At 45.1% G+C, this 24347-nt stretch carries 24 protein-coding genes; 10 read left to right on the top strand and 14 right to left on the bottom strand.

All coding sequences use genetic code 11. The features are described from left to right. Window positions 1-173: 173 nt before the first annotated feature. Genes frdA through frdD form a run of 4 tightly spaced genes read left to right on the top strand, consistent with a single transcriptional unit; the run spans window position 174 to window position 3511 of the window. Entirely contained in the window at window positions 174-1991 is a 1818-nt protein-coding gene (gene frdA, locus HKI82_RS13735) for a fumarate reductase (quinol) flavoprotein subunit (protein WP_171138333.1), read from the top strand. Then, a complete protein-coding gene (locus tag HKI82_RS13730; RefSeq protein ID WP_171138332.1) occupies window positions 1991-2746 on the top strand; it encodes a succinate dehydrogenase/fumarate reductase iron-sulfur subunit in 756 nt (251 codons plus the stop codon). The genes frdA and HKI82_RS13730 overlap by 1 nt, the downstream gene beginning before the upstream one ends. Before the next feature lie 2 nt (window positions 2747-2748). Continuing rightward, on the top strand, window positions 2749-3132 hold the full coding sequence (gene frdC / locus HKI82_RS13725) for a fumarate reductase subunit FrdC (RefSeq protein WP_102941211.1): 384 nt from the start codon (window positions 2749-2751) through the stop codon (window positions 3130-3132). Between the two features lie 10 nt (window positions 3133-3142). Further along, window positions 3143-3511 carry a fumarate reductase subunit FrdD gene (gene frdD, locus HKI82_RS13720; RefSeq protein WP_171138331.1) on the top strand — a complete coding sequence of 123 codons (369 nt, stop codon included), beginning with the start codon at window positions 3143-3145 and terminating at the stop codon, window positions 3509-3511. A 128-nt stretch (window positions 3512-3639) separates the two neighbouring features. Here frdD and efp read toward each other — a convergent pair whose 3' ends face one another. Continuing rightward, window positions 3640-4206, bottom strand: a complete 567-nt coding sequence (gene efp / locus HKI82_RS13715; protein ID WP_102941213.1) for an elongation factor P — start codon at window positions 4204-4206, stop codon at window positions 3640-3642. A gap of 31 nt (window positions 4207-4237) precedes the next feature. On the opposite strand from efp, the gene epmB reads away from it, so the two are divergent. Beyond that, window positions 4238-5260, top strand: coding sequence for an EF-P beta-lysylation protein EpmB (epmB, locus tag HKI82_RS13710; RefSeq protein WP_171138330.1), 1023 nt, complete (start codon window positions 4238-4240; stop codon window positions 5258-5260). 103 nt (window positions 5261-5363) lie between these two features. Beyond that, window positions 5364-5837 carry an MgtC/SapB family protein gene (locus tag HKI82_RS13705; RefSeq protein WP_102941215.1) on the top strand — a complete coding sequence of 158 codons (474 nt, stop codon included), beginning with the start codon at window positions 5364-5366 and terminating at the stop codon, window positions 5835-5837. A 41-nt stretch (window positions 5838-5878) separates the two neighbouring features. On the opposite strand, the gene modF is transcribed toward HKI82_RS13705, so the two are convergent. From modF to HKI82_RS13685, 4 genes are all read right to left on the bottom strand, one after another. Then, window positions 5879-7330 carry a molybdate ABC transporter ATP-binding protein ModF gene (modF, locus tag HKI82_RS13700; RefSeq protein ID WP_102941216.1) on the bottom strand — a complete coding sequence of 484 codons (1452 nt, stop codon included), beginning with the start codon at window positions 7328-7330 and terminating at the stop codon, window positions 5879-5881. A 140-nt stretch (window positions 7331-7470) separates the two neighbouring features. Then, a complete protein-coding gene (locus tag HKI82_RS13695; protein WP_171138329.1) occupies window positions 7471-9093 on the bottom strand; it encodes a pectate lyase family protein in 1623 nt (540 codons plus the stop codon). A gap of 346 nt (window positions 9094-9439) precedes the next feature. Next, window positions 9440-11074: a chaperonin GroEL gene (groL, locus tag HKI82_RS13690; RefSeq protein ID WP_171138328.1), complete on the bottom strand. Its 1635-nt coding sequence runs from the start codon at window positions 11072-11074 to the stop codon at window positions 9440-9442. Between the two features lie 85 nt (window positions 11075-11159). After that, window positions 11160-11450 carry a co-chaperone GroES gene (locus HKI82_RS13685; RefSeq protein ID WP_042485006.1) on the bottom strand — a complete coding sequence of 97 codons (291 nt, stop codon included), beginning with the start codon at window positions 11448-11450 and terminating at the stop codon, window positions 11160-11162. Between the two features lie 355 nt (window positions 11451-11805). On the opposite strand from HKI82_RS13685, the gene HKI82_RS13680 reads away from it, so the two are divergent. Together HKI82_RS13680 and HKI82_RS13675 are read left to right on the top strand one after the other, a co-directional pair. Then, entirely contained in the window at window positions 11806-12423 is a 618-nt protein-coding gene (locus tag HKI82_RS13680) for a helix-turn-helix transcriptional regulator (protein ID WP_042485003.1), read from the top strand. A gap of 178 nt (window positions 12424-12601) precedes the next feature. Then, on the top strand, window positions 12602-12949 hold the full coding sequence (locus HKI82_RS13675; RefSeq protein WP_042485000.1) for a DUF3135 domain-containing protein: 348 nt from the start codon (window positions 12602-12604) through the stop codon (window positions 12947-12949). 64 nt (window positions 12950-13013) lie between these two features. On the opposite strand, the gene HKI82_RS13670 is transcribed toward HKI82_RS13675, so the two are convergent. Together HKI82_RS13670 and HKI82_RS13665 are read right to left on the bottom strand one after the other, a co-directional pair. Continuing rightward, window positions 13014-13442, bottom strand: coding sequence for a DUF805 domain-containing protein (locus tag HKI82_RS13670; RefSeq protein ID WP_102941220.1), 429 nt, complete (start codon window positions 13440-13442; stop codon window positions 13014-13016). A gap of 5 nt (window positions 13443-13447) precedes the next feature. Further along, complete coding sequence (locus HKI82_RS13665; RefSeq protein WP_042484995.1) at window positions 13448-13798, bottom strand: 5-carboxymethyl-2-hydroxymuconate Delta-isomerase; 351 nt, start codon at window positions 13796-13798, stop codon at window positions 13448-13450. Window positions 13799-14048: 250 nt separating this feature from the next. Here HKI82_RS13665 and tpiA point away from each other — a divergent pair, with 250 nt between their 5' ends. Continuing rightward, window positions 14049-14819 (top strand): triose-phosphate isomerase, encoded by a 771-nt coding sequence (gene tpiA / locus HKI82_RS13660; RefSeq protein ID WP_042484993.1) that lies wholly within the window; start codon window positions 14049-14051, stop codon window positions 14817-14819. A 157-nt stretch (window positions 14820-14976) separates the two neighbouring features. Continuing rightward, window positions 14977-16341, top strand: coding sequence for an MATE family efflux transporter (locus tag HKI82_RS13655; RefSeq protein WP_102941221.1), 1365 nt, complete (start codon window positions 14977-14979; stop codon window positions 16339-16341). 82 nt (window positions 16342-16423) lie between these two features. Here the strand turns inward: HKI82_RS13655 and rraA are convergent, their stop codons facing one another. The 7 genes from rraA to priA all read right to left on the bottom strand — a co-directional run bounded on the left by rraA (window position 16424) and on the right by priA (window position 24347). Beyond that, window positions 16424-16951, bottom strand: coding sequence for a ribonuclease E activity regulator RraA (gene rraA, locus HKI82_RS13650; RefSeq protein WP_042484987.1), 528 nt, complete (start codon window positions 16949-16951; stop codon window positions 16424-16426). A 75-nt stretch (window positions 16952-17026) separates the two neighbouring features. Beyond that, on the bottom strand, window positions 17027-17944 hold the full coding sequence (locus HKI82_RS13645; protein ID WP_102941280.1) for a 1,4-dihydroxy-2-naphthoate polyprenyltransferase: 918 nt from the start codon (window positions 17942-17944) through the stop codon (window positions 17027-17029). A gap of 141 nt (window positions 17945-18085) precedes the next feature. Next, on the bottom strand, window positions 18086-19417 hold the full coding sequence (gene hslU, locus HKI82_RS13640; RefSeq protein ID WP_102941222.1) for an HslU--HslV peptidase ATPase subunit: 1332 nt from the start codon (window positions 19415-19417) through the stop codon (window positions 18086-18088). A gap of 31 nt (window positions 19418-19448) precedes the next feature. Further along, the gene (gene hslV, locus HKI82_RS13635; RefSeq protein WP_102941223.1) at window positions 19449-20003 is read right to left on the bottom strand and encodes an ATP-dependent protease subunit HslV; all 555 of its coding nucleotides are present in this window, start codon (window positions 20001-20003) and stop codon (window positions 19449-19451) included. A gap of 168 nt (window positions 20004-20171) precedes the next feature. Beyond that, the gene (gene ftsN, locus HKI82_RS13630; protein WP_171138327.1) at window positions 20172-20717 is read right to left on the bottom strand and encodes a cell division protein FtsN; all 546 of its coding nucleotides are present in this window, start codon (window positions 20715-20717) and stop codon (window positions 20172-20174) included. Between the two features lie 112 nt (window positions 20718-20829). Continuing rightward, window positions 20830-21837 (bottom strand): DNA-binding transcriptional regulator CytR, encoded by a 1008-nt coding sequence (gene cytR, locus HKI82_RS13625; RefSeq protein ID WP_042484975.1) that lies wholly within the window; start codon window positions 21835-21837, stop codon window positions 20830-20832. 308 nt (window positions 21838-22145) lie between these two features. Then, complete coding sequence (gene priA, locus HKI82_RS13620) at window positions 22146-24347, bottom strand: primosomal protein N' (protein ID WP_171138326.1); 2202 nt, start codon at window positions 24345-24347, stop codon at window positions 22146-22148.

The following is a 24347-nucleotide window of genomic DNA, read 5'->3' as shown; positions in this document are numbered from 1 at the left end:
GAATCAATTTTTTCATCCTTGACCTCTCCTAAACTGAGCCTACCACTTTATAAGTGGATTTGGTTTGATTCGGAGGCGCGACAATCCTTTAGCGTTCACCGGAAAACCACCCAATATAACGAGGAATGAGCACCAAAGCTCATCATCAACATACAATACACTGGAGGATAACTGTGCAGACAATTACCACAGATATCGCAGTCATCGGCGCAGGTGGTGCGGGTCTTCGTACTGCAATTGCAGCAGCTGAAGCGAACCCAAACCTAGAAGTTGCCCTGATATCTAAAGTTTATCCGATGCGTTCTCACACGGTAGCCGCTGAAGGCGGTTCCGCAGCAGTTATCAAGGAAGAAGATAGCCTAGACAACCACTTCAACGACACCGTTGGTGGGGGCGACTGGCTATGTGAACAGGATGTTGTGGAATATTTTGTAAAAAATTCCACTCGCGAAATGATTCAAATGGAGCAATGGGGTTGCCCATGGAGCCGTAAAGAAAATGGCGAAGTTAACGTTCGTCGTTTTGGCGGTATGAAAGTCGAGCGTACTTGGTTCGCGGCCGACAAAACTGGCTTCCACATGCTACATACACTCTTCCAAACTTCAATTAAGTATCCTCAGATCAAACGATTTGATGAGTATTTCGTTGTCGACCTTTTGGTTGTTGATGGCGAAGTTCAAGGACTTGTTGCCATTCATATGTCTGAAGGTGAATTAGTTCTCATCAAAGCGAAATCGGTTGTATTAGCAACAGGTGGCGCGGGCCGTGTTTATCACTGTAACACTAACGGTGGCATTGTAACTGGCGACGGTATGGCAATGGCGTATCGCCACGGCGTGCCACTGCGTGACATGGAATTCGTTCAGTACCACCCAACCGGTCTGCCAGGCACTGGTATTCTGATGACCGAAGGTTGTCGTGGTGAAGGCGGTATCATCGTCAATAAGAACGGTTACCGTTACCTGCAAGATTACGGCATGGGTCCAGAAACACCTGTGGGTCAGCCGAAAAACAAATACATGGAACTGGGTCCTCGTGACAAAGTTTCACAAGCTTTCTGGCACGAACAGCAAAAAGGTAACACCATCAAACACCCATTAGGTGATGTGGTGCTTCTCGACTTACGCCACTTAGGTGAAGAGTATCTTCAAGAACGTCTGCCGTTCATTTGTGAGCTAGCAAAAGCGTACGTAAACGTAGACCCAGCCAAAGAGCCTATTCCAATTCGTCCAACGGTTCACTACACCATGGGTGGTATTGAAACTAATGGTCAATGTGAAACTCGTATTAGCGGGCTGTTTGCGGTTGGTGAATGTGCGTCAGTTGGTCTTCATGGTGCAAACCGTCTTGGTTCAAACTCACTGGCTGAATTCGTGGTATTTGGTCGCGTTGCTGGTGAACATGCAGTGAAACGTGCAGAAGAATTTAAAGGCTGGAATGACAAAGCGATTGAAGAGCAAGTTCAAGCGATAGAAGGCCGTATTCAAGCTCTTCTAAACCAAGAAGGCGATGAAAACTGGGCGGATATTCGTACTGAAATGGGTCACACCATGGAAGCGGGTTGTGGTATCTACCGTCAAGAAGACTTGATGCAAGAGACCATTGCTAAACTTGCTGAGCTAAAAGAACGCTACAAAAAAATCAGTATTAGAGACAAAGGAAAAGTGTTCAACACTGATCTGCTTTATGCGATTGAAGTCGGCTACGGTTTAGAAGTTGCAGAAGCTATGGTTCATTCAGCGCTGCTACGTAAAGAGTCTCGTGGTGCTCACCAACGTTTAGACGATGGTTGTACCGAACGTGATGATGAAAACTTCCTAAAACACTCACTTGCTTTCTACACCAACGGCAATGCACCGAAGATCGATTACAGCCCAGTGACTATCACTAAGTCTCAACCTAAAGCTCGACTTTACGGTGAAGCGGCTGAAAAAGCTGCAGCAGCAGAAGCGGCGAAAGAAGCTGGCGTAAGTGCGGAGGATCAACAGTAATGGCAAATCGTATTCAAAAAGTAGAGATCTTACGCTACGACCCAGCAAAAGATGCAGAACCTCATCTGCAAGGCTTTGAAGTACCTTTCGATGAAACAATGTCAGTACTTGATGCTATTGGTTACGTGAAAGATCACTTAGATAAAGAGCTTTCATACCGCTGGTCTTGCCGTATGGCGATTTGTGGTTCATGCGGCATCATGGTGAACGGCGTGCCTAAACTGGCATGTAAGAGTTTCCTTCGCGACTACCCAAATGGTTTAAAAATCGAGCCATTAGCAAACTTCCCGATTGAAAAAGACCTGATTGTTGATATGACACCGTTTATCGAACGTCTTGAAGCAATCAAGCCTTACATCATTGGTAATGATCGTACACCTGAAGATGGTCCAAATAACCAAACGCCTGAGCAGATGGCTCGCTACAAACAGTTCGCAGGCTGTATCAACTGTGGTCTGTGCTATGCGGCGTGTCCTCAGTTCGGTCTTAACCCTGAATTTATCGGTCCAGCGGCACTGACTTTGGCTCATCGTTACAACCTTGATTCTCGTGACCATGGTAAAGCAGAGCGTATGAAGCTTATCAATGGTGAGAATGGTGCATGGGGCTGTACTTTTGTTGGCTACTGTTCTGAAGTTTGTCCAAAACATGTCGACCCAGCGGCGGCGGTGAACCAAGGTAAAGTGGAATCGTCAATGGACTTCGTGATTGCAATGTTGAAACCAGATGGTTCAACAAACAAAGTGGAGGGCTAAGGATGAGTAACCGTAAACCTTATGTTCGTCAGATGAAACGTACTTGGTGGAAAGATCATCCTTTCTACCGTTTTTACATGGTACGTGAAGCGACGGTTCTACCGCTCATTCTTTTCACCTTGTTCCTGACCGTAGGTCTAGGATCATTGGTAAAAGGTCCTGAAGCTTGGAATACATGGCTTGAATTCATGGCAAACCCAATCGTTATCGCGATTAACATTGTTGCGTTAGCGGGTAGCCTATTTCATGCACAAACCTTCTTCAGCATGATGCCTCAGGTGATGCCAATCCGCATCAAGGGTAAATTGCTTGATAAGAAGATCATTGTATTGAGTCAGTGGGCAGCAGTTGCCTTCATCTCACTTATTGTTCTGATTGTGGTGTAAGGAGCTTATTGTGATTAATACCAATCCAAAACGTTCAGATGAACCCGTATGGTGGGGACTGTTTGGTGCTGGCGGTACATGGTTCGCTATGATTACACCGATCACTGTATTCGTATTAGGTATCTTGGTTCCGCTAGGCATTATTGATGCAGAAGCACTGAGTTATGAACGTGTCACCGGCTTTGCGACCAGCATTATCGGTGCACTGTTCATCATTGGTACGCTAGCGCTGCCAATGTGGCATGCGATGCACCGTGTTCACCACGGTATGCACGACCTAAAATTCCATACAGGCATTATTGGCAAAATTGCTTGTTATGCATTTGCTGGATTCATCACACTGCTTGCAGTCGTGTTTATTGGAATGCTAATGCTGTAGTGGAAATATAGCTGGCTTATTGAAACCAAGGCCAGCTATAACACATACAAAAAGACCAGCTGATATAGCTGGTCTTTTTTATATTCAATAATTTGTAATAGAAATTTTCGTACAAACTACAGCAATATTTACTTAACGCGGCTTACATATTCGCCACTACGAGTATCCACTTTCACTACTTCACCGATTTGGATGAAAAGAGGTACACGTACAACTGCACCGGTAACGAGTGTTGCTGGTTTACCGCCTGTGCCTTGAGTATCGCCTTTCAGACCTGGATCTGTTTCAGTCACTTCTAACTCAACGAAGTTTGGTGGAGTAACAGAAATTGGGTTACCGTTCCAAAGTGTCAGAGTACAAGTATTGTTTTCTACCAACCACTTAGCGTTTTCGCCAACAGCTGCAACGTCTGCTGCAATTTGTTCGAACGTGGTGTTGTTCATAAAGTGGTAGAATTCGCCATCTGAATATAGATAATCTAGGTCGATATCTACTACGTCCGCAGTTTCTACAGAGTCACCAGACTTAAAAGTTTTCTCTAGAACTTTGCCAGAAAGCAGTTTACGGATTTTTACACGGTTGAAAGCCTGACCTTTGCCCGGTTTTACATACTCGTTTTCGAGAATGACACAAGGCTCATTATCAAGCATAATTTTAAGACCGCCTTTAAATTCATTCGTGCTAACAGTAGCCATATTTCCTCTTACATTCTTCGAGTTAAAATTAATGCCGCACATCATAACCCGAAAAGTCGATTCTGTTGAGCAAAACTGGATCAAACAACTAGCAAATGCTATCTCAGATCCCACTCAATTGCTCAACGAGCTGGGTATTGATCCTACACCTTGGCAGGACGGGTTTGCTGCGCGCAAATTATTTGCCCAGCGAGTACCGCAAAGTTTTGTCAGCAGAATGGAAAAAGGCAACCCGCACGATCCTTTACTGCGCCAAGTATTGCCATTGAGCGAAGAGTTTGAAGTACACCAAGGTTATTCAAACGACCCCCTTTCAGAGCAGAACAACGACATCCCCGGATTACTGCATAAATACCGCAACCGCGCGCTCATGATCGTGAAAGGTGGCTGTGCTATTAACTGTCGTTACTGTTTCCGTCGTCATTTTCCTTACGAAGACAACAAAGGTACCAAATCGGTTTGGCAGCAGAGCTTGGATTACATTGCCAAGCATCCTGAACTGAATGAAGTCATTCTCTCTGGCGGCGATCCGTTAATGGCAAAGGATCACGAACTGACTTGGCTGTTCGACAAGATCGCGGCGATCTCTCACATCAAGCGTCTGCGTATTCACTCTCGCCTGCCTGTGGTTATCCCTGCGCGTATTACCGATGAGCTGGTAGACACTCTGGCTCAGACCCGATTGCAAGTGATACTTGTCACTCACATCAATCATGCTAATGAAATCAACCTTGAGCTAAAACAGCAAATGGCTCGCCTGCGTGCCATTAACGTGACTCTACTCAATCAGGGAGTGATGTTAAAAGGGGTAAACGACTCGGTCGAAGCTCAGGTAGATCTCAGTGAAAGCCTGTTTGATGCAGGAATATTGCCTTACTACATTCATGTGTTGGATAAAGTGCAGGGCGCAGCTCACTTCTTTATTGATGACCAAGCAGCCAAAACAATTATGGCTGGAGTTATAGAACGAGTTTCGGGTTATTTAGTACCTAAGCTAACTCGCGAGATAGGCGGACGAAGCAGTAAAACGCCGCTCGATTTACATCTTGAGTAGTTCTATAGATATTGATTATCTAGCCCATAAAAGCTTTTGTTAGATCGCAAGCCAGATTCACTGCATACTGCGCTTCTTCACGCCTATATGCATTGAGGCTGCCATGCTAACTTTGGATTCTATTTTCGATCTTGGGCCATTCCAATGGTCCGCTTTACTTTGCTGTATGATCAACGGCTTGCTTATCGGTATCGAGCGTCAAACGCGAGGAAAGCCAGTAGGTATCCGCACCTCGATACTGATTATTTCCGGCACTTACTTTTTCATGGCGATGGCGGTGTCTCTGTCCCCGAATACCCTTGACCAAGCTCGCGTGCTTGGGCAAATCATCACTGGTGTCGGCTTTTTAGGAGCGGGAGTGATGATGACGCTGGATGGTAAAATTCACGGCGTTACCTCTGCAGCAGTTATCTGGGTATTGGCAGCCTTAGGGCTAATGATCGGTTTGGGCTACTTAACACAGTCTGTCGTCATTACTTTTCTTGCACTTAGTGTGCTTTACGGCGTTGATAAGGCAGAAAACACCTTCCACAGTCTGCGTCGTGGCGTACACCAGAAACTCAGACGTCGTCACTAACCATTGAAAAGCGTTGCTCAGGCAACGCTTTTTTCTGGGAGTTATGGCTGATTCGAGTAAATATTGACTCGGTATCCCTCACCTTGTTGAGCAACAAAATCCACAAAGTGATGGATTGCGTCTAGCGCGTCTTCTTCATGATGAGTCACATATAGCAACTGGCTGATATTTGCAGAAGCTATGCGATTTAGCGCTTTGAACACTAACTTTCGGTTGAGGAAATCCAACCCTTGATAAGGTTCATCCAAAATCAGTAGTGCGGGCTGTTTGATTAAGGCTCGACCAATTAACAGCAGTCGCTGCTGTCCGTAATCCAGATTTCGAAAACCCACTTTTTCAAACTGACTCATTTCTAAAAGCTGCAACCACTCGCGTGCATACAGAATCTCTTTTTTGCTCGGCTGCTGATAGAGACCAATTGAGTCGTAGAATCCTGAAATCAACACTTCGAGAGCAGTACAATTGACTCGATATTGAAGATGCAAAGCCGAAGAAACTACACCAATGTGACGTTTCACATCCCAGATAGTTTCACCGCTGCCTCGTTTCATGCCCAATACCGTCACATCATTGCTGTAACACTGAGGATGATCCCCAAGAATTAGCCCAAGTAGCGTGCTTTTCCCGCAGCCGTTAGGACCTCGCACTTGCCAATGCTGCCCCTGCTCAATCTGCCAATTCACACCTGAAAAGATTTTGGCATCCACATATTCCACCGTGACGTCATTCATAATGACCAACGGATTTGGGTATTGATGCTGTGACTGGTGCGCTTGCAGAAGCTCGAACATTGCATCACTCTTTTGCTCAGATAACGCCAGCATCTGCGCCATCACTGGGTGGTTCAGCCACTCTTCACGACTTAATGTTTGAGCAAGTTTCTGCTCGTCAAACAAGGCCACATGCGTAATAAAAGATGGTAACTCGTCTTCACGGGATGTGATGATGACCAGTTGAATATGGTTCGAACACTGCTGTAACAGCTCGGAAAGGTGCTGACGGTGAGCAATGTCTAAACCGGAATAAGGCTCATCTAAGATCATCATTTGTGGCTTCAACGCGAGCGCACGGGCTAGCATCACCCGGCGTGTTTCTCCTGTGGAAAGCTGACGAAATCCACGAGTTCTGATGGCTAATAAATCCGTTGTCGCTAATAACGACTCAAGTTCATCACCAGTACAACCTGCTTCTGCCACCAGCTCTTCCACCGTTGAACCGTAGTCAATACGATCCATAAAATCGGTGTCATCTTTTTCCAGCTCTAAATCCAGCAAGCGTTGCTGCTCATGCAAAGAGACACAGGCAATTTTTTCGGGAAGATCAGAGACCTTACCTTGCTGAGGTTGCAACTCGCCACTCAGCACTCGCACTAGTAGCGACGCTGCATGGCTATGAGTTGAAAACATGCCCCAATGTTCTCCAGCTTGCAGTTGCCAGTTATCTATCACTAAAGATACTGATTCTGTTTGGTGTTTAAGCTGTTGAATTTGCATAGTAACCTTCCTTGGAAAACGAATGTTTATAGTGCATAACTTAGCGGTTAATTTCTAGTTATCCGAAAGTCTGAGCAAGTTCAAACAGCATAAAAAAATGGATGCTTAACGCATCCATTTTTATCTCACTAACTAAAGGCTTAGTGCTTGATATTTAATTTACCAGCACCGGCATTTTTCAGCAGATTGTCTTTCACGCTTTCTGCCGCATCTGCTTGGTACTGATAAGTGTTCTTAGGTAACCAAAACACATTCGCATCAGATGGATCTAACAATGTCAGCTCGGCATTGCTGCCAGATGATGCTTGGTTTTTCTGAGCAATTGCATTTAGGTCAATTGCCGCGCCGTTAGCTAAGTTACCTTCAGCAAAGAAATAGGTGCCGCAAGCTGCTTCTTCAAAATCACCGGTTTTTACACAACGCTCTTGATTGTTAGTGCGAGAGTAGTAACCGATGATCTTGTGTTCGAACGTACCTTCACCATCGTTTTTAATGTCAAACACGTTGTTTTCTGCATAGATTTTCGCAGCAGTACCTAAAATTACCGCGTCCATCATGCCGTATTTGCCTGCTTCTTTACCCGCTGTAGCATTCAGGTTGAAATAGTTGTTGTAAGAGTGAACACGACCAAAACGTAGACGAGGCATACGCTGACCTGTGTTATCCCAAATGTTGTGGTGGAACGTAACATCAATTGCGCCAGGACCATAGCCAATCTCAGCATTTGGCTTGTCGCTACCACCTAACAAGTTGGTCTTATCGTGATTCTTGAAGACGTTGTATGAAACAGTAATCTTCGTTGCTGCATTAGTAATATCCACGAGACCATCGTGATGCTGCACTTTTTGCTCTTTGATGTTGTACGGAGCTTCCCATACTGGTGGGAACTGGTCATCGGTACGCTCACCATCACTAAACGTGTTATGGTCAATCCATACTTGCTGAGCGTTATCAATCGCAATTAAATCGTATTCTGAGTTCCAGCGGCCGCCTTCTGCACTAGTACAACCGTAAGGGTTTACCGTATCGCTTACAAACTTGTCACTACAGTTACCTTGACCAAATTCTTTCTTGTTAATACGGAATGAATCCTGAGGATCCCATTGTGGGAAGAAATCAAACGAATCAGAGAATTCGATGTTACGAATGATGATGTTCTTCACCAATTCTTTACCTGCAGTACCCAGACGCAGTGTACCGAACTTGATATGAGCATCGTTACCAACACCTAAGATAGAAGTATTCGAACCAACACGCAGTACAGTGTAATCCGCCTGAGCTTTTTGGTAGCAATCACGCGCATCTTCTAAAGGACCATTCACCTTAGGTGGGCGACCATTCTTGGCAAGATCTTGTTTATTCCATACCGCTGGGTCATATGCTGCACGGTAGGCATTGTAGAAAGTGTCGTAATCGCTGTAGCCAGTTTCATCAGCACACTTCGCCATGAAATCAGAACCAGACATAGATTGACCTTCAGCATTCGCAGTTAAATCGATAGTGCCTTTGATATAGATGATTTTAGGAACGTCACTTGCTGGATTATTTAAATTCGCGTCCACACTGCCATAAAGAGCTTCAATTAATTGTGCACGTGTCTCGACCACGTAAACATTTTCAGCTTTCGCTCCTTCACCACCAGTGACAGCGCCGTCAACCGTCGCCCAACCAGTGGCTTGGAAAGAATCAGCAGGCAAAGTTGAAACACTGCTACAACCAGCAAGCGTGGTCATCATAGCAATAGCTAAGTAAGTTTTTTTCATTAGGAGTGCTCCTAGTAGGGTTTTTATTATTGCTTACATTTATAAACCATCGTTTTATAAAAAAGAGATCGTCATTTTATTTGTTTGGAATAAATCTCGTTTTTTGGACAATATATGAACAAAAACATGGACTAAATCTCATATAAAACGGCGTTATAACAAGGAATAAATTAAGATCTTTTCGTACTAGGGCAGTTAGAAAGAAGGGATGATAGACAAGTATGGATAAACAAATTCTGTAAAACAAAATGGCAGAATAAACAAAAGGCAGAACATGCCATAGCACATTCTGCCTTTAAAGTATCTATGCTCGACCTCAACGATAAGGTCTAGTCAGCACAGGGAATTACATCATTCCCATACCGCCCATGCCGCCCATATCTGGCATCGCTGGACCTTCTGACTTAGGTTTCTCAGTTACCATAGCTTCTGTTGTGATCATTAGACCAGCCACTGATGCTGCGAACTGAAGTGCGCTACGAGTTACTTTAGTAGGATCTAGGATACCCATTTCAATCATATCGCCGTAAACACCCGTTGCCGCGTTGTAACCGTAGTTACCTGTGCCGCCTTTAACGTTGTTTGCAACTACAGACTCTTCATCACCCGCGTTCTTCACGATTTGACGAATTGGTGATTCCATCGCACGAAGTGCTACGCGGATACCCACGTTTTGCTCTTCGTTGTCACCAGTAAGCTCAGTTAGCATTGAAGCTGCACGGATAAGTGCAACACCACCACCTGCTACAACACCTTCTTCAACCGCTGCGCGAGTCGCGTGTAGAGCGTCTTCTACGCGGTCTTTCTTCTCTTTCATTTCAACTTCAGTAGCAGCACCAACTTTGATTACTGCAACACCGCCAGCTAGTTTAGCAACGCGCTCTTGTAGTTTCTCTTTGTCGTAGTCTGAAGTTGCTTCTTCGATTTGTTGACGAATTTGAGATACACGACCTTTGATCGCGTCTTCTTCACCAGCACCGTCGATGATCGTTGTGTTTTCTTTAGTGATAGTCACGCGCTTAGCTTGACCTAGATCTTCAAGAACCGCTTTTTCTAGCTCAAGGCCAATCTCTTCAGAAATCACAGTACCGCCAGTTAGGATAGCGATGTCTTGTAGCATAGCTTTACGACGGTCACCGAAACCAGGCGCTTTAACCGCAGCTACTTTCACGATACCGCGCATGTTGTTCACAACTAGAGTCGCTAGTGCTTCACCTTCAACATCTTCAGCTACGATTAGCAGTGGACGTGAAGCTTTTGCAACACCTTCAAGAACTGGAAGAAGTTCACGGATGTTAGAAACTTTCTTATCAACCAATAGGATGAATGGGTTGTCTAGATCAACACTGCCCGCTTCTTGGTTGTTGATGAAGTAAGGTGATAGGTAACCACGGTCGAATTGCATACCTTCAACAACGTCTAGTTCGTCTTGAAGTGCTTGACCTTCTTCAACAGTGATAACACCGTCGCGGCCCACTTTTTCCATTGCTTCAGCAATGATGTTACCCACACTTGAATCTGAGTTAGCAGAGATAGTACCTACTTGTGCAATCGCTTTGGTGTCTGCACATGGTACTGATAGCGCTTTTAGTTGTTCAACCGCTGCTGTTACCGCTTTATCGATACCGCGCTTAAGATCCATTGGGTTCATACCCGCAGCTACCGCTTTAAGACCTTCGTTTACGATAGATTGTGCTAGTACAGTTGCAGTTGTTGTACCGTCACCCGCTGCATCGTTTGCTTGAGATGCAACTTCTTTAACCATTTGTGCGCCCATGTTTTGGAATTTGTCTTCCAATTCAATTTCACGAGCAACAGATACACCATCTTTAGTGATAGTTGGTGCACCGAAAGATTTGTCTAGAACTACGTTACGACCTTTAGGGCCAAGAGTTACTTTTACAGCGTCAGCTAGAATGTTTACACCTTCCAGCATTTTTACACGTGCGTCATTGCCAAACTTTACGTCTTTAGCAGCCATGTTGTATTTCCTCTTAAGAATTCGTTTATTGATAAATGATAGAGCGAACTTTTAGTTCTTTTCAGAACATAAGAGCTCAGAGCAATTACTCAACGATTGCTAGAATGTCGCTTTCAGACAGAATAAGAACTTCTTTGCCGTCGATCTTTTCTGATTTAGTGCCGTAGCTTTCAGCAAAAATCACAGAATCGCCAACTTTTACGTCCAGTGGAAGAACTGTACCGTTTTCTAGAATGCGGCCTTTACCGACAGCAAGCACTTTACCGCGCGTTGATTTTTCCGCAGCAGAACCAGTAAGAACAATGCCACCAGCAGACTTAGATTCAACTTCTTGGCGTTCAACGATAACTCGATCATGTAATGGACGAATATTCATCGGTCGTCTCTCCTGATTAGATTTCCATTTGGTTAATAAACACTGATTAATAAATGGGTCACCAGACCCAAACAGCTTGTGAATGATATGTGGGGGATACTCGATGATAACCCAAGGGGCAAACGCGAAAAAAATGTGACGAAATTAACGATTCAATGGAGAAGTACTCTAACTACCCTCGGTGCTGGCACCCGATAAGAAATTCCCTGCGATAAAAACGGGCAGATGAAAACAACCGAAAATAATGACCAGCCAAAATCAGCCGAAGTCGAAAGCATAGAAGTCAGGAGCATAGTAAATAATTTGCTTTATTAAGAACTGAATTCATAATAAGCAGTGTCTAGAGAGGGAAATAATGAAAACTATCGATAGGATTTTGCACACCATCAAACGCGAAGGTGCCGTTACTGCCAAACAGCTTGCTGATGATCTTTCCATTACCACAATGGGCGCTCGTCAACATCTGCAAAGTTTGGAAGAAGACGGAATCTTGTCGTTTCATGATGTGAAAGTCAAAGTCGGTCGCCCCACTCGTCACTGGTCCTTAACCAAACAAGGTCACGATCAATTTGCCGACAGGCACAGTGAACTCACCATTCAGGTGATGGACGCAGTAGAGCATATCTTTGGCAAAGAAGGGCTCGCTAAAGTAGCAGCAGAACGAGAAGCTCAAACCTTATCGACGTATAAAAAAGCACTGGCTGATCTCACGGATATCGAAGAAAAACTGAACGCTCTAGTCACCTTACGTGAGCGAGAAGGTTACATGGCGGAGCTTGAGACAACAGAGCACGGTTTTATGCTGATTGAAAACCATTGCCCTATCTGCAAAGCCGCAACCCGTTGCCCAAATCTGTGTCAATCTGAACTCAATATATTCCAGCACTTGTTAGGCCATGATTATCAGGTCGATCGCCAAGAACATATTATCCAAGGTGAACGTCGCTGTACCTATCTCATCACCAAAGCATAGTGACTGCTCACACTGGCAAATCTGTCTTAAATTCGAGAATTGAGATTTTCCCCGCACCACGCTAAAAATCCTCGCTTAAGCTTATAGTGTTGATTATTTCATCACTAATTTGTTCTCCCTGCCCTCATATCGGTCATCACAGCGGTTCAATGGGTTGGGAATCGAAGAGGAGCCTTTTATGCCCCAACCTCAGTCGCAACCATATCAACAAGAACTTCCTCCATTTGACGAACTCGTTGCGTTGGCAAAGCAAAATCCGGAGGCTTTCTCTCAATTCAAACGCCAAATGTGTGAAGAGATGATTTCGTCAGCTTCACTGAACATGCAACAGAGATTACGGGCACAACAAAGTCACATTGATTTAGTTGTAAGCCAGTGCAAAAACCCTAATCACATTAACGTCATTTTGATGCGGGAAATGACCATTCAAATGGTGAAATTCCGTGATGCCTTAGAAGGCGAAGTTTCTCAACAACAGGCTGTTGTCATTCCTTTCAGACGTAACAGTGATGAAGAATGGCGTTAAAAACCAAACACTAAGAATATAAAAGGGAGCTTATGCTCCCTTTTGTTGTTTATTCCAGCTGAAACTAAACAGGCTCTTTGCCAAATCGGTTGTCACCTTGAGTGCCTTTCATAAAGCCACACTCAATCAGAATCCAGCAGCCACACATCAATGCGGCGACAGAAATAATGGTTTCATACAACATGGGTTCGTTGGCTGTCAAAGCGTTAGCGCCAACAGGCACACTCATACGACCAATAACCAAAGGAATATTCAGCAGTAACCACCAACTGTTTTTGTCTCTGTCATGCCAACGCTTGGCCGTGATCGCTAAATCAGGAATCAATATCAGCAGTAGAAAAACCGGTAAAATCAGCGAAGCCAATCCCGGAAAAAGCCGATTCACACCGACAACAAAGCCAAGGATCATGGCATAGTAGCAACAGTTCCAAATCCAATAAGTTTGGCGTCCTATTCGGCCTTGGAAGGAAAAGAGTAAAGTGGTTATTGGCATCAGTGTTACCCGTTAATGACTTTCATAAAGTAGTCTTTATCCATATCACGCATATCTACCGTCAAACTGTAGATATGACTCGCCTGAGATACCAGCACATCCATGAGTTGTTGTGATAATTCTCGTTTTTGCGCAGGGGTTCTCCCCTCAAGCAACTCAAATTGAACATGGATAAAATCTTCGCTATCCGCGACATCACCCACCAACCAATGGTGACATCGTAAAGTGCGGGATTTTACTGAGCTTGTCTCAAAAAGTCCGCTGTTTAATGCTACTTGATGTAAATCTTCAAGCAGTCCCTGAACATTTATTCGCTCTTCAGCGGAGTTGGAGTACTCCAGCACTAAATTGGGCATAGTCACTTCCTTTGTTTATCTTCCACTATAATTGACTCTCAGTAATAACAAGGTAACGGGTAAAAACCGAGTATAGACCGCTGATTATGTCAGAGGGATCACGGCGAATGAGGTCTAAGCAGTTATCAAGATCCAAGAAAGTCATGACCCTAGTCATGATTTGCTAAATTTTATCTGCTATATTCTGTCGCAATCACATTTCGTTTATATTTTTATAGACTTTCATTTTTTAGATATTGGAGATCTTTCTATGCGTCGTCCTGTCGTAATGGGTAACTGGAAACTAAATGGCAGCAAAGCAATGGTAACTGAGCTGCTAAATGGCCTTAATGCTGAACTTGAAGGTGTAACGGGTGTTGACGTAGCTATCGCTCCACCAGCGCTTTACATCGATCTAGCTGAGCGTCTAATCGCTGAAGGTGGCAACAAAATCATCCTAGGTGCACAAAACACTGACCTAAACAACAGCGGTGCTTTCACTGGTGATATGTCTCCAGCGATGCTGAAAGATTTCGGTGCTACACACATCATCATCGGTCACTCAGAGCGTCGTGAGTACCACAACGAATCTGATGAGTTCATTGCTAAGAAATTCGCTTTCCTAAAGGAGAACGGCCTAAAACCTGTTTTCTGTATCGGTGAATCTGAAGCTCAAAACGAAGCTGGCGAAACTGAAGCTGTATGTGCTCGTCAAATCAATGCTGTTATCGATGCATACGGTGTTGAAGCGCTAAACGGTGCAATCATCGCTTACGAACCAATCTGGGCTATCGGTACTGGTAAAGCAGCAACTGCAGAAGATGCACAACGCATCCACGCTTCTATCCGCGCGCTAATCGCAGCGAAAGATGCAGCAGTAGCTGAACAAGTAATCATCCAATACGGCGGTTCTGTTAAGCCAGAAAACGCTGAAGCTTACTTCTCTCAACCAGACATCGACGGTGCTCTAGTTGGTGGTGCATCTCTAGACGCGAAGAGCTTCGCAGCTATCGCTAAAGCAGCTGCAGCAGCAAAAGCTTAATTTCAAGCTTATTCAAATATCGAAGGCCAGCAATGCTGGCCTTTTTCATATCCCTTAAACGTCTATCCAGACTTGGGTAGTCCATCAGGCGAAGATCGAGTATTCTAGCTACTTTATCGCCAACCTATTATCTCTATGCTCTATAAACACTGCCTCTATGCACGATAAACACGGCCTGCTTTCTGCGCCCATTCCCACAGTATTGCGTCAAATGACGATACCGATGATATTCGGCTTAGTTGCGATACTGATGTTCAATCTTGTCGATACTTTTTTTATCTCTTTACTGGGTACAGAGGCGCTGGCTGCGATCAGCTACACCTTTCCAGTCACCTTTATCGTCAACTGTATTACGATGGGTATTGGTATCGGTCTATCCACCAATATCGGACGATTGCTCGGCCAAGGCTCAGCAAACAATGCCGCCCGCTTCTCCAGCCACGGCATTCTGCTGGCTGTCGTTTTAGTTATCGTCGCCTCTTCAATTGGTTTTATCACCATAGAGCCGCTGTTCTTATTACTCGGGGCAAAGCAAGATCTTATCCCGCTTATCGAGCAATATATGCAGGTGTGGTATCTCACCATCCCTCTTTTGGTTGTTCCTATGACAGGAAACAGCGTCATACGAGCAACCGGTGATACCAAAACGCCGGCGAAGATCATGATGTTGGCAGGCATCATCAACGGCGTATTAGATCCTATGCTTATTTTTGGCTATGGGCCGTTTCCTGAGTTAGGAATCCAAGGTGCCGCCATTTCAAGTGCGTTTTCTTGGCTGGGCGCTCTGATTTGCTCTTTCTACGTACTGATTAAGCGAGTGAAATTACTCGCTGTTCCGCATTTTCCGAGTTTGCACAAAGATTGGAATCAAATCTTAAAGATAGGGACGCCTGCTGCGCTCTCAACAGCAATGAACCCAATCTCTGGGGCATTACTCATGATGATGCTCTCCAGCCATGGCACAGCGGCTGTGGCGGCTTACGGTGCAGCACAACGCATTGAATCGATTCTGATTCTGGTGTTGATGTCTCTGACTTCCTCTCTGACACCTTTTATGGCGCAGAATCTGGGGGCGAATAACCCCACTCGAAGTTTTGCAGGGCTATTCATCAGTCTGCGGTTTTCCCTGCTCTTCCAACTGATGATATTCGTCATGATGGTGCCGCTAAGCATTCCACTTTCAAAACTGTTTTCTCAAGAAGCAGCGGTTCAGGATTTGCTCTGGCACTACCTGCTCGTTGTGCCTTTCAGTTACGGCTTCCAAGGGGTAGTGATGATGCTTATCTCTGCCCTAAATGCTCTTCATCTACCAATTAAAGCATTCCAGTGGAGTTTCATGCGTCTGTTTGTGTTCACACTTCCTGTGGCTTGGGTAGGCTCTGAAATTTATGGCATTGAAGGGCTATTTATCGGGATTGCGGCAGGAAACATAGCAGGTGGATTACTGGGCTATCTCTACGCGCTTTGGCTGAGAAAAACGCATTGCGTTGAAGCTTCGCCAAGCGAAAACTCAGCGTCTTAAAATCTTTATCGCTGTTGGGCTCAGCGGTAAAACAACAAAGCCGATGCATGGGCATCGGCTCTGATTTTTTTATCGTCGAAGATTACAAAATATCATCTTCTTCAATTATGTCTTCTTCAGTATCAAGATCGACGTTTAGAGGCTCTTGAGACAAAATTACGCCAGTATTGTCGGCATACAGGTAGTCTTCAGGCAGGAAGGTTACACCGCCGAAATTCACCGGCACATCCACTTCACCAATACCTTGGCTGTTTGCGCCTACTGGAATTGCAGCCATAGCTTGAATACCGATGCTCATGTCTTCCAGTTCGTCCACTTCGCGGACACAACCGTAAACAACGATACCTTCCCACTCGTTTTCTTCCGCAAGCGCAGCTAATTCAGCATCAATCAAAGCACGACGCAGTGAACCGCCACCGTCAATAAGCAGCACACGTCCCACACCATCTTGCTCCAGTGTTTCACGAATCAGCCCATTGTCTTCAAAACACTTCACTGTTGTGATTTGGCCTGCAAACGATGCGCGACCACCAAAGTTACTAAACATAGGTTCTACCACATCAACTTGATCGATGTAGATATCACATAGTGCAGAGGTGTTGTATTCCATAGCCTTGCTCTCTTTACGAAAAGTCTTCCAACGAGTATATCGGGTGATGAAGCCAATGCAATGATACAGCGCAAATTAACTTGTCAGAGTTTGAGCGATAACCACGCCAACAAACAATAAGTTAGTAATCAAAGAACACTTTACTATCACAGGTAGCATAGGTGCGATCTGTGCAGGCTTTTCACTCTGCCACACATCTCGTCCATGTTTCGCCACAAAAATCAGGCTGAGTAAGAAAGGCAGGCTAATCCACAGCGGCTTACCTTGCATAAGGAGATAAGCACCGAAAGCAATCACCGCACCGGATAAAAGCAGGAAGTGATATTTCTTTGCTCTCATCTGCCCTAAACGAACAGGAACCGTGCGTTTGCCACACTCAGCATCATTTTCGATGTCTCGCATGTTGTTGACATTAAGCACCGCAACCGCCATCAAACCACAACCGAGTGACGGTAAAAACAGACTCAAGTCTATATTGCCAGTGTGAAGAAAATATGTCCCAGACACCCCGAGTAAACCGAAGAACAGGAAAACCGATAAATCACCTAGTCCCAGATAACCATAAGGTTTGTTTCCGACGGTATAAGCAATCGCCGCCAACATTGCCAACACGCCTAAACCAATAAACGCAAGAATACTTTGCAGACTATCTAGAGCATAAAAAACCAGCATCAATCCCGCCACAACCGTCATAAATACGTTGATAGCAATGGCTTTCTTCATGTCACTCAAACTCACTGCACCAGACTGTATAGCGCGCATCGGGCCGATACGTTTTTCGTTATCAGTCCCTTTTACTGCATCACCATAGTCGTTGGCTAAGTTCGATAAAATCTGCAATAGAGTCGCGGTCAGCAGCGCCAGAAGAGCGATCGGCAAAGAGAAGTGTCCAGAAGAAAAAGCTAAAGCACTTCCGGTAAAAATCGATACTAATGCGAGAGGAAGTGTTTTCGGTCGCGCAGCATCAAACCATATTTGCAGAGAGTTATTCATGATTATGCTAAGTAGTTCAAACAATGTTGCCAGTATATACCCAAAGCGCATACGGTGTCAGCGGGCTCAGCACCCTTGGCTCAGAACGAGAAATGGCGAATTGTAAAAAAGCCCGCTTCGATTTCAGCGGGCTTTTGAGATTTACAGGATGAAGCGACTTAAGTCTTCGTCGGCAACTAAATCACCGAGTTTGCTCTTCACGTAAGTAGAATCAATGGTTAGTGACGAACCCGACTTATCCGTTGCATCGAATGAGATTTCGTCCATCAGACGCTCCATTACAGTATGCAGACGGCGAGCACCGATGTTCTCGGTAGTTTCATTCACTTGCCACGCAGCTTCAGCGATTTGTTTAATACCGTCTTCGGTAAACTCAACATCCACATCTTCTGTTTTCATCAGAGCGATGTATTGTTCGGTCAATGACGCTTTTGGTTCCGTAAGAATGCGTTTGAAGTCATCACTCGAAAGCGCTTCAAGTTCGACGCGAATTGGCAGACGACCTTGCAGCTCTGGGATCAGATCAGACGGTTTGGCCACTTGGAATGCACCTGAAGCAATGAACAAGATGTGGTCTGTACGCACCATACCGTGCTTAGTAGAAACCGTGCTACCTTCGATAAGAGGCAGTAAGTCACGTTGAACACCTTCACGAGAAACATCTGGACCAGACACTTCACCGCGTTTACAGATCTTATCGATTTCATCGATAAACACGATACCGTTGTTTTCAACGCTGTAGATCGCTTGCTCTTTCAACTCGTCTTGGTTAACCAGCTTCGACGCTTCTTCTTCCGTTAACGCTTTAAAGGCATCTTTGATTTTCAGTTTACGTTTCTTCTTAGTGTTACCCGCTAAGTTCTGGAACATACCCTGTAGCTGGTTAGTCATCTCTTCCATACCTGGAGGCGCCATGATTTCCACGCCCATTTGCGGTACAGCAACGTCTAACTCAATTTCTTTGTCGTCTAACTTACCTTCGCGTAATTTCTTACGGAAAACCTGACGAGTATTTGAACTCTCTTCACTTTGTTCAGCTTTGCCCCAAGCGTCACGTGCTGGTGGAAGAAGTGCATCCAAAATGCGCTCTTCTGCCAGCTCTTCAGCTCGGAATTTTACTTTTTCAGTCGCTTGTTGATGAGTCAGCTTTACCGCCACATCCGTTAGGTCACGGATAATGGTTTCAACTTCTTTACCCACATAACCCACTTCGGTGAATTTAGTGGCTTCAACTTTAATGAAAGGGGCATTCGCCAGTTTCGCTAGACGACGAGCGATCTCTGTTTTACCGACACCTGTAGGGCCAATCATTAAAATGTTTTTTGGTGTTACTTCTACGCGCAAGCTCTCTTCAAGCTGCATACGACGCCAGCGATTACGAAGAGCGATCGCTACAGCGCGCTTAGCTTTATCTTGACCGATGATATGGCGGTTAAGTTCATGAACAATTTCACGAGGAGTCATTTCAGACATAATGAATTCCTTTAATTCTAATCACACTGTTTTATGCTTGGTCTTTAGCGATGAGCTCTTGTGGAATTTCCAGCTCTTCGATGGTGTGGTGATGGTTAGTGAAGACGCAAATATCGCCAGCAATGTTTAATGCTTTTTCCGCAATTGAGCGTGCGTCTAAATCGGTATTCTCAATCAATGCAATCGCAGCGGCTTGTGCAAAATTGCCACCGGAGCCAATCGCAATCAAATCATGCTCAGGCTGAACAACATCACCGTTACCTGTAATGATGAGCGATGCTGTTTCATCAGCTACCGCCAAAATCGCTTCCAAACGACGCAAGGCACGATCGCTACGCCAATCTTTCGCCAACTCAACAGCCGCTTTCGTTAAATGACCTTGGTGCATTTGCAATTTGCTTTCAAAACGTTCGAATAGCGTAAACGCATCCGCTGTACCGCCTGCAAAACCAGCTAATACTTTGTTGTTGTACAAACGACGAACTTTCTTCGCGTTGCCTTTCATTACTGTATTGCCGAGCGATACTTGCCCGTCACCTGCGATGACAACTTTATTGTTACGACGTACAGATACGATGGTAGTCACGAGAGGGCCTCTTAATTATTTTCACGATGGAGATGCAAGTTATATGAGGATAAGAGGAAAAAAAATCAAGGGAGAGAGAAAGCAAAACGCCCAGATCATTGCTAACTTTTGTCGTTAACTGACTGGGCGTCTTCCAATTTTTAGCTGGTCAATTTTTAGTGAAAGAATTTACTGCTGTTCTTTCCAAATGGCACAAGGCTCGATCTTCGCGCGTTGCAGTTTGTGTTTATCACGTTCCGCATCACGCTTAAATTTGTAAGGTCCTAACACCACTCGGAACCAACTGCTGTCTTCTTTCTTACGAATTTTACTATTGATCCCTTGGAACGCGATATCGAGCTTACGCGCTTCAGCTTGCTGCATATTCTTGTAAGCACCACACTGCATGATATACGGGATATCTGAGACTTCTTGCTCTTTCGGTATCACTTCAATTTCGCGTTTTGGCAGAGTATCCACATAGTCCCACTTCTCTGTTGGAGGAGGCGGTATGGTCTCTGTTTTCTTTGGCTTAGCAGGTTTTGGATCTGGCTTAACCGCGACTGGTTTCGGCGGCTCTGGATCATTGCTTAACGTATATAAGCCGTAACCGAGAAGTCCAACTAACACGATTGCAATAAGTCCACTACGCCAAGGTTTACGACGAGCAGTTGTTTTTTTAGGGGCCTGCTTTTTCTGACTACGACCGCGTCTTACATAATCTTTATTAGCCACTGGAAATGTTCAATAGTTATAAAATCTGCCCACATGTTAAAGCAGTTTAAAGCGAGTTAACAGAGTATTCACGGCAGTACTGTCTTTCGCACTGCCATTCAGGTGATCAATTTTAGTGGGAACGAGGAGGAGCGGCACTCTCACGCACAATCAAATGGGTTTCTAATAAACGAGAACCCGCTTGTACGTCATGCCCACGCAACAGTTCCAACATCATCAACATAGCTTGACGACCAATCTCATAGCGAGGCTGAGAAATCGTTGTCAACGGTGGATCGCAGTATTGCGAGAACTGAATGTCATCGAATCCGACCACAGAAAGGTCACGAGGAATACGCAAACCTAAGCGCTTAGCTTCCTGCATGGCACCAATTGCCATAGTGTCGTTGTGACAGAAGATAGCAGTTGGCGCATCTGGTAACGAAAGCAACTGACGCACAGCTTTCACACCCGACTCAAAAGTGAAATCACCATAAGTTGTGTAAGTCGGATTCATAGTGATGCCCGCTCTACGCAATGCCTGCTGGTAACCTTGATGGCGGAATTGGCAAAGAGTAGCACTTTCAGGACCCGAGATTTGAGCGATGCGCTTATGCCCAAGTTGAGTCAGATAGTTTACAGCTTCAAATGCCGAAGTTAGGTTATCGATGTGAACTGTCGGTAGTTCTAGCTCTGGTGCGAATTCACAAGCCATCACCATTGGCGGAAGATTTTTCTGCTCAGGTTTGCTCACATCAAATGGTAAGTCAGTGCCTAACAGCAACATGCCGTCGGCCTGCTTGGTAAAGACTAAGTTAACAAATGAGCTTTCACGTTTCTTTTGCTGACCACTATCGCCCAGCAAAACAAGATATCCATGCTCCATTGCCGCATCTTCAATACCACGAATGATTTCGGTGAAATAAGGGTCACAAATATCCGGAACAATCGCAACAATCGTTTTGGACTCATTTCGACGCAGATTTCTTGCTAAAGAATTCGGTGAATAGCCAGCTTCTAAAACCGCTTCTTCTACGCGTTTGCGAGTCGAAGACGATACTTTCTCAGGATTCATCAGAGCTCGCGACACCGTCGCGGTCGATACGCCAGCAAGCTGGGCAACATCCTTCATTGTCGCCATGTTAAATAGCCCTCTTTTCTATTCCTTTGTTGTGCTTAAGCAAACTGCGCTTAAACACCTTTGTAATTATGTTAATGGCGTATAAGTTGTGGGATACACACCTAGCCTTCCAGTGAGAAAAATACATTTCACAAAACGAAAACGATTCACTGAAGAAATTGTACCGTTAGTCTATTCATTTCTAATTAGAAAGTTACGGTCAAATTAACAAAAATTGCACTGCAAGCGTGATTTTTATCACATTAGAGAATCTTTATATAGTACAGCATATTCTGTGCGCAATTTTAACCCACATTAAACTGGCGAAATTAACTTAAATCTTGTGGCTCTATGTCCAGAGTCCAGCGAACTTTACTCGCCAATGGCAGCATTGAAATCGCAGGTTTGGCGCTCATCAACAATTTCTGCATTACCGAGCGAGCTTCTGTTTGCAAAAGCAGTTGCCAGCGATATTTCCCCGCACGTTTGGCCAAAGGCGCAGGGGTTGGCCCCAACACCATACAGTGCTGATCAAACAACGGATGTGCTTCCAAGGTTTGCCGTACCTGACGCAGGAAGTCTTCCACCATCTGCGATTGGTTCGCTTCTGCACGAAACAGGGTTAAAAACGTGTATGGCGGTAGCATAGCCAATTTTCGCTCAGCCAGAGCAGTCAAAGCGAAATGGTGATAATCACGCTGTAGAAGATCCTGCAAAAGACTGTGTTCAGGATGGTGTGTTTGCAATACCACTTCACCGGGCTTACTTGCTCGTCCTGCTCGTCCTGCCACCTGAATAAATAACTGAGCGAGTCGCTCTGATGCGCGAAAATCACTGCTGTAAAGCGAGCCGTCCACATCGAGCAACGCCACCAAAGTCACATCCGGAAAGTGATGACCTTTCGCCAGCATTTGGGTGCCAATTAAAATCTTATATTCGCCTTTACGTATCGACTGTAATGCCGACTCTAAACTGCCTTTGCGGCGAGTGCTGTCTCGGTCAATGCGAATTGTCTTGTATTCAGGAAATAGCTCCGCTAGCTGCTTTTCTAGCTGCTCTGTACCAACCCCCACAGTGACCAATTGCGTTGAACCACAACTCTGACACTGATGAACTACAGGTCGCTGTGAGCCACAATGGTGACAGCGCATTTCATTACTGTACTGGTGGAAAGTGTAATAAGCATCACAACGCTGACAGTCTGCAATCCAGCCGCATTCGTGACACATCAAAGCGGGTGAAAAGCCACGACGATTGAGAAATAACAGAACTTGGTTACCTGCCGACAAATGACGGCGCATATCAGCAATCAAAGGAGCCGATAAGCCGCTTTCCAGATATAAACCTTTTACGTCCAACACACGGTTACGAGTAGGTACAGCCACACCCGCACGTTCCGTCAGTTGTAAATGGTGATATTTGCCGGTTAACGCATTGTGTAACGTTTCTAAGGCAGGCGTTGCAGAGCCGAGTACAATCGGAATCTGTTCTTGATTAGCACGCATCACTGCCACATCGCGAGCATGATAACGCAGGCTATCTTGCTGCTTATAGGAGCTGTCATGCTCTTCATCGACAATGATAATGCCAAGTGAAGCAAACGGAGTTAGCAACGCAGAGCGCGTACCTATCACAATACCAGCGACCTTATCACGCGCGGATAACCATGCATTCAAGCGCTCAGTATCATTGAGCCCAGAGTGAACCACTTCCACAGGCACATTAAAACGCTTTCTAAAACGGTTGATGGTTTGTGGTGTTAAACCTATCTCCGGCACAAGCACTAAAGCCTGCTTCCCTTGCTCCAGTACAGGTTTAATCAAATTGAGGTAAACCTCGGTTTTACCTGAACCAGTAACCCCCTCCAAAAGATAACAACCAAAACCTTTATTGCTGTTCACCGAGGCAATGGCGATCGCTTGTTCTTGGTTTAACTTAGGTTTTTCAACATCCGCTTCAATCTGCTTAGACCAGGCTTTGAATTGCGGCTTTTGCTCAATAACCTCTATCCAACCCTTTTCTTGCAAAGTTTTAAGTGTGGTTGCACTGACTTCTTCTTCCAACAATGAAGAATGAGATACCGGACCTGACGTTAGAAGGTTCATCACCTGAGCCTGTTTAAAGGCTCTGCCAAAGCCTTGCATCATTTTGTCCCGACCGCTTGGGGTTATTTGCCACTCTTTGCAACTGGCGAAATCCGCGGGTTTTCCTTTTCGCAACGCACTAGGCATCGCATTAGCAAGAGTGTCGCCCAAAGGAAACTGATAAAACTGACTACACCACTTCAACAGTGAATAGAGTTTATCTGACCAAAGTGGTTGAGAATCCAAGACTTCTTTGATCGATTTAAGCTGCTCGACGGAAAACTCGGATTCCTGCGCGAATTCGGTTACAACCCCCACCAGTGTTTGACGGCCAAAAGGCACAGATACCCGCCCACCAATAATCGGAAACAGATGACCAGGGATTAGGTAGTCAAACTGTTTGTCTAGCGGTACAGGTAGTGCAACACGAGCTATCGTTGGGCGCAT

Origin of the sequence: Vibrio plantisponsor (genome assembly GCF_013041605.1) — a bacterium.
Taxonomy (GTDB): domain Bacteria; phylum Pseudomonadota; class Gammaproteobacteria; order Enterobacterales; family Vibrionaceae; genus Vibrio; species Vibrio plantisponsor.
The sequence above is the reverse complement of the archived record's forward strand: the minus strand, read 5'-3'. Positions and strand labels throughout refer to the sequence as shown.